The 11,515-nt window shown below is 66.1% G+C and carries 10 protein-coding genes and 2 riboswitches; of the genes, 3 read left to right on the top strand and 7 right to left on the bottom strand.

The genetic code is table 11. The features are described 5' to 3' along the window. Nucleotides 1-167: 167 nt before the first annotated feature. Entirely contained in the window at nucleotides 168-566 is a 399-nt protein-coding gene (locus tag E4O92_RS08810) for a cupin domain-containing protein (protein WP_135189392.1), read from the bottom strand. Nucleotides 567-614: 48 nt separating this feature from the next. Then, nucleotides 615-959: a DUF6677 family protein gene (locus E4O92_RS08805; protein WP_135189391.1), complete on the bottom strand. Its 345-nt coding sequence runs from the start codon at nucleotides 957-959 to the stop codon at nucleotides 615-617. Nucleotides 960-1,174: 215 nt separating this feature from the next. Here E4O92_RS08805 and E4O92_RS08800 point away from each other — a divergent pair, with 215 nt between their 5' ends. Beyond that, nucleotides 1,175-2,827, top strand: a complete 1,653-nt coding sequence (locus tag E4O92_RS08800; RefSeq protein WP_135189401.1) for a methyl-accepting chemotaxis protein — start codon at nucleotides 1,175-1,177, stop codon at nucleotides 2,825-2,827. A gap of 156 nt (nucleotides 2,828-2,983) precedes the next feature. Here E4O92_RS08800 and gcvP read toward each other — a convergent pair whose 3' ends face one another. From gcvP to gcvT, 3 genes are all read right to left on the bottom strand, one after another. Beyond that, nucleotides 2,984-5,866 (bottom strand): aminomethyl-transferring glycine dehydrogenase, encoded by a 2,883-nt coding sequence (gene gcvP / locus E4O92_RS08795; protein ID WP_135189390.1) that lies wholly within the window; start codon nucleotides 5,864-5,866, stop codon nucleotides 2,984-2,986. 143 nt (nucleotides 5,867-6,009) lie between these two features. Then, entirely contained in the window at nucleotides 6,010-6,393 is a 384-nt protein-coding gene (gene gcvH, locus E4O92_RS08790) for a glycine cleavage system protein GcvH (protein WP_135189389.1), read from the bottom strand. Between the two features lie 66 nt (nucleotides 6,394-6,459). Then, complete coding sequence (gene gcvT / locus E4O92_RS08785; RefSeq protein ID WP_135189388.1) at nucleotides 6,460-7,578, bottom strand: glycine cleavage system aminomethyltransferase GcvT; 1,119 nt, start codon at nucleotides 7,576-7,578, stop codon at nucleotides 6,460-6,462. A 51-nt stretch (nucleotides 7,579-7,629) separates the two neighbouring features. Further along, nucleotides 7,630-7,731, bottom strand: a riboswitch (glycine riboswitch). Nucleotides 7,732-7,748: 17 nt separating this feature from the next. Next, nucleotides 7,749-7,835, bottom strand: a riboswitch (glycine riboswitch). Nucleotides 7,836-7,986: 151 nt separating this feature from the next. Between gcvT and E4O92_RS08780 the strand changes: the two genes are divergently transcribed. After that, the gene (locus tag E4O92_RS08780) at nucleotides 7,987-8,547 is read left to right on the top strand and encodes an ATP-dependent Clp protease proteolytic subunit (protein ID WP_135189387.1); all 561 of its coding nucleotides are present in this window, start codon (nucleotides 7,987-7,989) and stop codon (nucleotides 8,545-8,547) included. Between the two features lie 127 nt (nucleotides 8,548-8,674). Then, nucleotides 8,675-9,457 (top strand): hypothetical protein, encoded by a 783-nt coding sequence (locus E4O92_RS08775; RefSeq protein WP_135189386.1) that lies wholly within the window; start codon nucleotides 8,675-8,677, stop codon nucleotides 9,455-9,457. Nucleotides 9,458-9,520: 63 nt separating this feature from the next. Here the strand turns inward: E4O92_RS08775 and E4O92_RS08770 are convergent, their stop codons facing one another. Both E4O92_RS08770 and E4O92_RS08765 read right to left on the bottom strand, forming a co-directional pair. Continuing rightward, a complete protein-coding gene (locus tag E4O92_RS08770) occupies nucleotides 9,521-9,724 on the bottom strand; it encodes a hypothetical protein (protein WP_135189385.1) in 204 nt (67 codons plus the stop codon). A gap of 226 nt (nucleotides 9,725-9,950) precedes the next feature. After that, a complete protein-coding gene (locus E4O92_RS08765) occupies nucleotides 9,951-11,351 on the bottom strand; it encodes a methyl-accepting chemotaxis protein (RefSeq protein WP_135189384.1) in 1,401 nt (466 codons plus the stop codon). Between the last annotated feature and the right edge of the window lie 164 nt (nucleotides 11,352-11,515).

The following is an 11,515-nucleotide window of genomic DNA, read 5'->3' as shown; positions in this document are numbered from 1 at the left end:
ATCGTAGGGTGCGCACCTGTGCGCACGCGGTACCTGTGCGCAGAGTTTGCGCCCGCGTACATTTGGAGGGCTCGCTGTTATTAGTGCCGCCGGAACGCGAACGTTGACCGCGTGCGCACAGGTGCGCACCCTACGATGGCAGCACATGGCCGTGCGTGGCCCCCCGCTCACTTCACCGGCGTCGCCAACGGCTTACCTTTCTCCACCACATACACGCTCAGCAGCCGCAATGGCGTGCTCCCCACGTCACGCAGGTCGTGCACCTTGCCGGTCTTGACCACGAAGGCGTCACCCGCCTTGAGCCGGCGCGGCGCTTCGCCGTCCACCAGCAATTCTGCTTCGCCTTCGGTCACGTAGCTGATCTCGTCGCCCGGATGATAATGGCGCCCGGCATGGGTGTTCGGGTCCAGCTCGGACTTGACCACCACGGCCTCGCGGCCCGGCTCCGCAACGTCGGCCTTATACACCTGCGTTCGCTTGACCTGTGCGCCGGCCGCGCCCGCGGCGAGCAGGAGCGTGAGAAACAGCAGCGAGCGAAACTTGCTGGAACTGGGTTGCGTTGCCATGGCGTTCCCCTTGAAGAAGTGGGTGCGCCTTGACAGGCGCGCTTCATCTTACTCCGGGCGCTTGGCGGCTTGGCGAGCGATGACAATCGAATCGGCGATCGCGCCCGCCCAGCACGCCAGCAGGACCACGGCGCATAGAGTGCCGGCAAGCGTCGATCCGCCCTGTGTCTGCAGCCGGGCGGCGATGGCAGCCGGATCGGGCGCGAGCGTACCAGCCAGCACCTGGTCGGACAGCACCGCCGCCTGCCGCACCACGTCAACAGTGAACCAGGCCAGGGCCACGAGTGCCGGCACCAAAAACACACAGCCCCGTAGCGGCCGGCGCAAGTAGAGGTGCCCGGCGCCGGGAAACACCAGGGCCGAGAGCAGGGCTGCGCTGACTGTACGTTGCATGATCAAGTCCTTCCGAAAAAATCAAACGGCTGCTGTTTGAGCGGCCGCAAGCCCAACCGTGCGCGACGGCGTAGATTGGCAAAATGCGCGCCGGAATGTTGCGGCGCGACAGTACCGACAGCGTAACGACAAGAGGGCCATCATGAACCAGGCTGCCAATCCCATCCGTACGCCGCAGTCGCGCTCGTTCGTCAACCAACCCTGCCGTGGCTGACATGCTGGCCCGGCTCAAGATCGGCCCCAAGCTGCTGCTCGCGCCCGGCGTCGTGCTGGTGCTGCTGGTGCTGCTGTCCTCAGGGGCATTCTATGCGATGGTGCACCAGAACGCCTCGCTCGAAACCATCGTCCAGCAGCGCGCCTTGCACATGCGCAGCGCCGATGAGCTGGTGGTCACGGCGCAGAAGGCGCACGCCTCGATCTACCGCCTGCTTTCCTGGATCAGCGGCAGCTTTCCGCGCGCCCGCACCGAGCCGCTGATCCGTGACATTTACAATCAGCACGATGCGATCGACCGCAGCTTCATCGCGCTGGCCAACCTGACCGCCACCAGCAGCGGCGAACGGCGCTACGTCGAACAGGCCGCGGCCGCCCAGAAACTGTACCATCGCGCGGTGCTGGACGTGATCGAGATTGCCGCGCACGACTCCTCGATCAGCGCCAACGCAATGCAAAAGGCCGAGGCAGCGTTCGTCGTGGTCGCCCAGCGCCTGACCGAGCTCTCGCGCCTGGAGCAGCAGTTGTCCGAAGACGCGTCGGAGAGCGCCGCCGCCGACTTTCGCCTGATCGCGGTCCTGATGCCGGTGGTGATCGTGCTCTCGATCCTGCTCTCGCTCCTGATCACGATGGCGGTGCGCCGTTCGCTGCTGGCGGAAATCCGCAGCATCGATGCGGCCGCGATCGACCTGGCCAGCGGCGACCTGACCATCAAGGAGCGCGAATACGGCAGTGACGAGATTGCCCAGACTTCGCGCGCGCTGGACGCGAGCATCCGCAACCTGAACGGAACGCTGCGCACCATCCTGGAGTCGGCGCGCTCGATCGGCTCGGCATCGCGTGAAATCACGCTGGGCAATGCGAACCTGCATACCCGCCCGGGCGTGCGCGCATCGCTCGAGCAGACCGCCTCGTCGATGCAGGAGCTGGCCGCCACCATCAACCTGGCCGCCGATGGCGCGCAGGTGGCGAACCAGCTGGCCGAGTCGGCATCGACCGTCGCGCAGCGCGGCAGCAACGTGGTCGACCGGCTGGCGAGCACGCTCGATTCGGTCAAGAACCGCTCGCAGCGCGTGGTCGAGATCGTCGGCATGATCGACTCGTTCGCGAACCAGGCCAGCACCCTGGCCCTGAACGCGGCGGTCGAGGCGGCGCGTGCGGGCGAGGACGGACGGGAGTTCGCGACGACGGCCACCGAAGTGCGCTCGCTGGCGCGCCGCGCGAGCCTGGCGGCGCGCGAAGTGCGCGAACTGGCTGCGGAGGCGGTGGCCGAGATCGAGGATGGCACCGCATGGGCCGCGGAGGCGGGCAGCAGCATTGCGCATCTGGCCGATTCGGTGCAGCAGGTAGGATCGATCGTCAACCGGATCAGCTGCGCGAGCGCGGAGCAGGCCAGCGGGATTTCGGAAGTGAGCCAGGCGATCGTGCAGATGGACGAGATGACGCAGCAGAATTCGCAGCTGGTCGAGGAGGCTGCTGCAGCGGCGCGTAGTCTGCAACAGCAGGCATTGACGCTATCGCGCGCGGTGGCGGCGTTCCGGCTGGACGAGGCGGTGCAGGCGCCGGTGGAGCTGGCCGCGGCGACGCCCAGGCCGAAGCGGGGGCGGCGGGCGACCGACCATCCGTACCTGCGGCTGGCGTCGAGCAGGGATTAGGCGTAGGGAACGCAGACGCTGGTGGCCGGCCGGCGCTGACCGCGTGCGCACAGGTGCGCACCCTACGATGTGTGCGAGGCGTAGGGTGCGCACTCCGTGCGCACGCGGACGCTTGAGCTGCGCTAGCGTCCGCGTGCACCTGCGGGCCAATCGGGATTACTCGTAATCCTCGATCGGTGCGCAGCCGCAGAACAGGTTGCGGTCGCCGTACACGTTGTCGGCGCGGCCAACCGGCGGCCAGTACTTCTTCTTGCGCAGCGACGCCACCGGGAACGCGGCCACTTCACGGCTGTAAGTGTGCTTCCAGTCGTCGGCGGTGACCACTTCCGCAGTGTGCGGCGCGCCCTTGAGCGGGTTGTCCATGCGGTCGTACTCGCCGCGCTCGACCTTGGCGATCTCGGCGTGGATGGTGATCATCGCCTCGATGAAGCGGTCCAGCTCCGCCTTCGATTCCGACTCGGTCGGCTCGATCATCAGGGTGCCCGGCACCGGGAAGCTCATGGTCGGCGCGTGGAAGCCGAAGTCCATCAGGCGCTTGGCCACGTCCTCGTTGCTGATGCCGGTCTGGTCCTGCAGCGGACGCAGGTCGATGATGCACTCGTGCGCCACCAGCCCATCGTGGCCGGTGTACAGGACCGGATAGTGCGGCGCGAGGCGCTTGGCGATGTAGTTCGCGTTCAGGATCGCGACCTCCGTAGCCGCGGTCAGGCCTTCGGCGCCCATCATCGCGATGTACATCCACGAGATCGGCAAAATCGAGGCCGAGCCGTAGGCCGCTGCGCTGACCGCGCCGATACCGTCTTCGCTACGCGTGTAGCCGGTCGAACGCTGGTTCGGCAGGAACTTGGCCAGGTGCGCGCCGACGCCGATCGGGCCCACGCCCGGACCGCCGCCGCCGTGCGGGATGCAGAAGGTCTTGTGCAGGTTCAGGTGGCTGACGTCGCCGCCAATGGCGCCCGGCGCGGCCACGCCGACCATTGCGTTCATGTTGGCGCCGTCGATGTAGACCTGGCCGCCGTGCGCGTGCACGACTTCGCATAGCTCGGCGATGCCTTCCTCGAACACGCCGTGCGTCGACGGGTAGGTGACCATCACGCAGGCCAAGTTCTTGCTGTGCTGCTCGGCCTTCTTCTTCAGGTCGTCCAGGTCCACGTTACCGTTGGCGTCGCACGCGGTCACCACCACCTGCATCCCGACCATGCTGGCCGACGCCGGGTTGGTGCCGTGCGCCGACGACGGGATCAGGCAGATGTTGCGGTGGCCTTCGCCGCGCGACTCGTGGTACTTCTTGATGACCAACAGGCCCGCGTACTCGCCCTGCGAGCCGGCGTTCGGCTGCAGCGATACGGCCGCGTAACCGGTGGCGGCGCACAGCATCTGTTCCAGCTGGCCGATCATCTCGCGGTAGCCGACGGTCTGGTCTTCCGGTGCGAACGGGTGAACGTTCGAGAACTCCGGCCAGGTCACCGGAATCATCTCGGAGGTCGCGTTCAGCTTCATGGTGCACGAACCGAGCGGGATCATGGTGCGGTCCAGCGCCAGGTCCTTGTCAGCGAGCGAGCGCAGGTAGCGCAGCATCTCGTGTTCGGCGTGGTAGCGGTTGAAGGTCGGGTGCGTCAGGTAGTCGCTGGTGCGTGCCAGCTGGGCCGGGAAGGCGTCGGCTGCAGCGGCGTCGAGCGCCTCGATGTCGATGTGCGCGCCGTTGCCGAAGATTTTTACCAGCAGCTCGATGTCTTCGCGGGTGGTGGTCTCGTCCAGCGACACGCCGACATGGCCGGCGTCGATCTTGCGCAAGTTGACACCGTTCTCCACTGCCGTGGCGTGCAGCTCGGCCGCGCGCTCGGTCTTGACGGTCAGGGTGTCGAAGAAGGTCGCGTTGGCGAGCTGGTAGCCGAGCTGGCCGAGGCTTGCAGCCAGGATGCCGGTGTAGCGGTGCACGCGCTGGGCGATGCGCTGCAGGCCGCGCGGGCCGTGGTAGACCGCGTACATGCCTGCCATGACCGCCAGCAGCACCTGCGCGGTGCAGATGTTCGAAGTCGCTTTCTCGCGGCGGATGTGCTGTTCGCGCGTCTGCAGCGCCAGACGGTAGGCCTGGTTGCCCTGCGCGTCGACGGTAACGCCCACCAGGCGGCCCGGCATGCTGCGCTTGTACTCGTCGCGGGTGGCCATGTAGCCCGCGTGCGGGCCGCCGAAGCCGAGCGGCACGCCGAAGCGCTGGCTGTTGCCGACCACCACGTCGGCGCCCCATTCGCCCGGCGCGGCCAGGACAGTGAGCGCCAGCAGGTCGGCGGCCACCACGACCATGGCGCCGGCCGCGTGCAGTTTTTCCACGGCGGCCGCGTAGTCGCGCACTTCGCCGTTCACGCCCGGGTACTGCAGCAGCACGCCGAAGCAGGCATCAGCCAGGTTGTCGACTTCGCCGGCGGCGACGGTACGCACTTCGATGCCCAGCGGCGCGGCGCGGGTCTCGATCACTTCGCGGGTTTGCGGCAGCACGTCGTCAGCGACGTAGAACACCTTGGATTGCGACTTGCCCACGCGCTGGATCAGCGTCATCGCTTCGGCGGCGGCGGTGCCTTCGTCGAGCATGGACGCGTTGGCGATGCCCATGCCGGTCAGGTCGGTGATCATCTGCTGGAAGTTCAGGATCGCTTCCAGGCGGCCTTGCGAGATCTCGGGCTGGTACGGGGTGTAGGCGGTGTACCAGGCCGGGTTTTCGAAGATGTTGCGCAGGATGACAGCCGGGGTGTGGGTGCCGTAGTAGCCCTGGCCGATCATCGTCTTCATGACCTTGTTCTGCGAGGCCAGCGCGCGCAGCTTGGCCAGCGCGGCCTGCTCGGGCAGCGGCTCGAAGAACTGGCCCAGGTCCAGCTTGTCCTTGCGGCGGATGTTGGCCGGGACGACGGCGTCGATCAGCGCGGTGCGCGATGCGTAGCCAAGGGTCGACAGCATGGCTGCCTGTTCGGATTCGGAGGGGCCGATGTGGCGCGGGATGAAGCTGTCGCGTGCTTCGAGTTGGGTCAGGCTGGAGCGGGTCATGGTAGAGGGCGAAATTAAGAGACTGCGCGGCGCCGCGGGTCAGGACGCCTTTTGGAAAATCCGGGCCGCCGGCGCGGTCGCGCCGACGCAAAAATGCTGGGTACGGCCGGCGCATCGATGAAACCTGGCGCCGGCCGTGGCCATCAATGCTCTTCGGTGGTCTTGCCGTAAGCAGCCGCGTCGAGCAGGCCGTTGATCGCTGCCGGGTCGTTCGGCTGCAGCTTGAACAGCCAGGCCGAGTAGGCGTCGGCGTTGATCGAGTCCGGCGCGTCAGCGACCGCCTGGTTGGCCGCGACCACGGTGCCGGACACCGGCGCGTAGATGTCGCTTGCGGCCTTGACCGACTCGACCACGGCGGCGTCGTCACCGGCGGTGAACGCCTTGCCGACCTGGGGCAGTTCGACGAACACGATGTCGCCCAGCGCGTCCTGCGCGTATTCGGTGATGCCGATGGTGAGAGTGCCGTCGGCCTCTTGGCGAACCCACTCGTGGGACTCGGTATATTTCAGGTCGGCTGGGATGTTCATGGTGTGGCTCCTATCCTATTATGGGTGACGCGTAAGTATAAATTGTTGTTGTGGCCGTGGGCCGAATCAGGCGGCGAGGATTTTACCGTTGCGTACGAACGGCAGCTTGACCACGCTGGCGGCCAGTTTCTTGTCACGGATTTCGACGTGCACCGTGTCTCCCGGCGCCACGTCCAGCGGCACGCGCGCCAGCGCGATCGCCTGCTGCATGGTCGGGCTGAAGGTGCCGCTGGTGATCTCGCCCACGTTGCCGGAGCTTGCCACGACTTTCTGGTGCGCGCGCAGGATACCGCCTTTTTCGCGCAGGATCAGGCCGACGAAGTTGGCCTTTTGGCCGTGCTGCTGCAGGGCCGCTTTGCCGATGAAGTCGCGTTCCGAAACCAGGTCCACGGTCCAGGACAGGCCAGCGTCGAGCGGGTTGACGTTCTCGTCCATGTCCTGGCCGTACAGGTTCATGCCGGCTTCCAGGCGCAGCGTGTCGCGCGCGCCCAGCCCGGCGGGCTTGATGCCGGCCGCGGCCAGCGCGTTCCACAGCGCTTCGGATTGGGTGGCGGGGAAGGCCAGTTCGAAGCCGTCTTCGCCGGTGTAGCCGGTGCGCGCCACCATCACTTCGCCGAGCGGGGTGTCCTTGACGATCACGGCATTGAAGGGCTTGAGCTGTTCGGACGCGTCCTGGATGGCCGGCAGTACCTGCCAGACCTTGGCGCGCGCATTCGGGCCCTGGACCGCGATCAGCGCGATCGCGTTTTCGCCATCGCGGCGCTGGGTAATGGTCAGGCCGCTGCCGGTCGCGTCGTTTTGCTGGCTGATCCAGGCCACGTCTTTTTCGGCGGTGCCGGCGTTGACGACCAGGCGGAACCAGTTTTCGCTGAAGTAGTAGACGATCAGGTCGTCGATCACGCCGCCCTGAGGGTTGAGCATGCACGAGTACAGCGCCTTGCCCGGCGTTTGCAGCTTGTCGACGTTATTGGCCAGCAGGCCGCGCAGGAACGGGCGCACGTTGGCGCCTTCCAGGTCGACCACGCACATGTGGGAAACGTCGAACATGCCGGCGTCAAGGCGCACCGCGTGGTGCTCCTCGATCTGCGAGCCGTAATTGACGGGCATGTCCCAGCCGCCGAAATCGACCATCTTGGCCCCAAGGGCGCGGTGTGCGGAATTGAGCGGGGTCGCTTTGAGCGTCATGAAATCCTCAGGTCTAAGAAGAGTAGCAAGCACGGGCCAATTGGCCGTGCGCATTGCCCCTCTGTCCTTGGTACCTGAGAGATAGCGGAAATCCGCCTGCCCCTTCGGTGGGCCGTCGGCGTGGCGCCGGGACCGCTCTCCAGAGTTGACCGGCCGCGCGGTGCGCCGCCGCTCCCTGACCGGTCCTTTTGCCTGAGAGTTTTTGGGTGATGCCCCTTCGGCGGCAGCGCCAGGCTGCCCTCTCCCGATCAAGACTGTGGAGCATATGCCAGCATGACCGCGCTGTCAACCTGAGCAGCGGCGGCCGACAGGCAGGGCAGGGGCGCGCACTGTTGGAGCACGCTCAGCCGCGGCGGCGCGGGCCGATTTGCTACACTATCTCCCACACATTTTCGGGCAGGATAGGCTATGAGTGACGAGCAAGCCAAACGGCACAAGGAGGGCTGGTATACGCTCTCGGGTGATGTGAACAGCGACATGGTCCATCGCGTATTCGAGGCGGTGGCCGGCATGACCGAAGACGGAATCGAGACTGCGCACGTGCTGATACAGTCGAACGGCGGTTATGTGAGCGACGGGCTGTGCCTGTACAACTTCCTGTCCAATTCCCCGGTCAAGTTCGCGATGTACAACGGCGGGGCGGTGGCGTCGATCGCGGTCGTGCTGTACCTGGCGGGCGCGCAGCGCTACGCGAGCGAAACGGCGCGCTTCATGGTGCACAAGTCGCACGCGACGGCTGCGCCCGGTTCGCGGCCGGAAGCCTTGTCGATCATCGTCGAGGGCCTGCGCGCGGACGACGCGCGCACCGAATCGATCCTGCGCAAGCATGTCGAACTGACGCCGGAGCAGTGGGCGGTCCACCAGTACGCGGACCTGCACCTGACCGCGCGCGACGCCAAGATCGCGGGCATGATCAACGAAGTGGCCGACTTTGCCCCGCCGAAGGGCGCGCTGCTGCGTAACATCTGATTCTCGTCCGCGGCATGGTTCTCGCCCGGCGTGGCCGTGGCGGCTTGCTTTTGGTTGCTTTCCCAGCAACAAGTGAATATGCTCTCGGTCTTGCCGCCTTGCGCGGCGCCTGATCGAGCAGCCCTGCATGTCCGCCACCCTTGTCCTCAAGTTATTCCTCGTCCCCTTCCTGATTTACGCGATCACCCGTGCCGGACGCCGGTGGGGCCCCGGGGTGGCCGGCTGGTTGTCCGCGTTTCCGGTGGTCGCCGGGCCGATCCTGATCGCGGTGGCACTGGAGCATGGCGGGGCGTTTGCCGCCACCGCCGCCGAAGGCACGCTGGCCGCGGTCGTTGCCACCCTGGTTTTCTGTATCGCCTATGCCTGGAGTTCGGGCGCGTTCGGAGTCGCGGGCTCGCTTGCCTGCGCGCTGACGGCGTACGCCATCGCGGTCGTGGTCCTGCAAGCCACGGAGCCCTCTCTAGCGATGAGTGTAGTCGTGGTCGGATGTGCGCTGTCGGTGGCGCCACGCATGTTTCCACGGCTTCCAACGGCTGACTTGGGGGGCCGGGCATCGAATGACGTCATCTGGCGCATGCTCGGCGCCGCGGCATTGGTGATTATGGTGACGTACAGTGCGGCGCGCCTCGGACCCAGGCTGAGCGGCATCTTTGCCATGTTTCCCGTGATGGGAACCGTGTTGACCGGCTTCACGCATGCACAACAGGGGAGGGCTCAGGCAATTGCCACCTTGCGTGGCATGGTGTTGGGCTACTGGGCGTTCGCGGTGTTCTGCCTGGTGGTCTCGCTGCTGTTGCGGCACACCTCGGTCGGGATTGCGTTCAGTGCAGCTTTCCTTTGCGCGTTGGCGGTACAGCTTGGCATCAAGCAACTTCAAGTCTTTCGCCGCGCCGCGCGTGCGGGAACTTGAGATGGCAGGGCCAGGCGGCGCCGGTAAAACCCCGATAATTTGGCGCCGCCTGGTCAGGCGCGGTTAGCGCTTGTTGTCGTTCTTGTGGCTCTGGCGTCCGGCTTCCGCGTGCTGCTCGCGGGTGCCCCCGCGCATGCCGCCCGAGCTCGAGCCCGACGAGCCCGAATGGCCGGATTGCTTGTTGCCGTCGTTTTTGTGGCTTTGACGGCCGGCTTCAACGTGTTGCTCGTGGGTGCCGCCCTGGTTGCCTTTGCTATTCGAAGTCATGATCATTCCTTTTCAAAGTTGGAAAAGTCCTGGGTGCAGATGCTGCTGAAAAGTAGTCTCAGTAGCGTTTCAGGAAATGCAATCATGCGGGCCGTACTGTTGAACCGGTATCGGATCAAAACCTGAGCTCGTGTAGGACATACTCCGACTAATAGGAATGCTTCGTGAGCCAGGTGCTACACCGGCTCAGTATGCCCGCCGCCTTTGTGGCGGGGGCGGCAGCTAATTAGAATTCTTCCCAGCCGGCGTCCGGTTTGGTCGCCGTCGCAGTGCGGCGCGCACCGGGGGCTGCCGTTGCGGACGCAGCTCGGCGTGCCTGACCGGCAGCCGGCTTGGCTGTGGCCGCCGTATCGGCGGCAGGCGCCTTGGCCGCGGTGCCCTTGGCGGAGGTTTTGGCCGGACGGGTTGGCAGCAGATGCACCTGCGCCGCAGGCTTGCTCGTCTGGCCGCCAACCACGAAGCCGCCGATTGCCCGCGCCAGGGTCTGTGCCTGCTCGCGCATGGTCGTGGCCGCCGCAGCCGCTTCCTCGACCAGCGCCGCATTCTGCTGGGTGGCCTGGTCCATCGCCGATATCGCCTGGTTGACCTGCTCGATACCGGTCGTCTGCTCGGCGCTGGCGTCGGCGATCTCGCCGATGATGTCGGTCACCCGTTTGACGCTGGTGACCACTTCGTTCATCGTGTTGCCAGCCTTGTCGGCGAGCTGGGTGCCTGCGTTCACTTTCTCGACAGAGTCGTCGATCAGTGACTTGATTTCCTTGGCCGCCGCCGCCGAGCGCTGGGCCAGGCTGCGCACTTCGGAGGCCACGACCGCAAACCCGCGCCCCTGTTCGCCGGCGCGTGCCGCCTCCACCGCGGCATTGAGCGCCAGGATGTTGGTCTGGAACGCGATGCCGTCGATCACGCCGATGATTTCCGCGATGCGCTTGGACGATTCATTGATCGAGGCCATCGTCCCGACCACTTCCGACACCACCGCGCCCCCCTTGACCGCGACTTCCGAGGCCGACACCGCCAGCTTGCTGGCCTGGTGCGCGTGATCGGCGTTCTGCTTGACGGTGGCGGTCAGCTCTTCCATGGACGAGGCGGTTTCTTCCAGTGACGCGGCCTGCTGCTCGGTGCGCGCCGACAGGTCGTGGCTGGCCGTCGCGATCTCGCCCGCGGCGCCGCCGATCAGTTCGGTCCCCGAGCGCACGTCGACGATCATGCCCGACAACTTGTCGGTCATCTCGTGCATCGTCTGCATCAGTTCGCCTGCCTCGCCGCCGGCTTCACCGCCGGAACGCATCCGCAGGTCGCCGTCGGCCACGCGCCGTGCCACCCGCACTGCCTCGTGCACCGGACGCGCCAGTTCGCGTGCCAGCCACAGCGCAAGCGCAACCACCGCCCCGAGGTCGGCCGCCAGAAAGCCGAATGCCCAGGAGCGGGCTGCGGAAGCCTGCGCGCGCAGCTGTTCGGCCGCGCCGGCCCCGGCGGCGGCCTTCTGTCCCGCCTTGACGCCAAGGTCGGCCACGTCGCCCAGCTGGACGAGCAGCCAGGCGGCCAGCAGGCTGCCCAGAACGAACAGGGTGCCAAACGATGCGTAAAGCTTGATGTTGGTATCGAGCCGGCGAAGCGATTTCATCATGGATTCCTTTTCGGGGAAGGGCAGGGATGGACCTTGTTATGTTATGGAAACACCCGCCCCTGACCATTGACGACAGTCAACAAATTCAGCGCTGGGCGGCCCATTGGCGCGGTGCGCCAGACCGCGGCTATGCGCAAAAGCCAACGAAATCGAAAAAACCAGTT

The organism is Massilia horti (assembly GCF_004614195.1).
GTDB lineage: Bacteria > Pseudomonadota > Gammaproteobacteria > Burkholderiales > Burkholderiaceae_D > Telluria > Telluria horti.
Note: the sequence above shows the minus strand (reverse complement) of the source record. Positions and strands in the feature narration are given on the sequence as shown.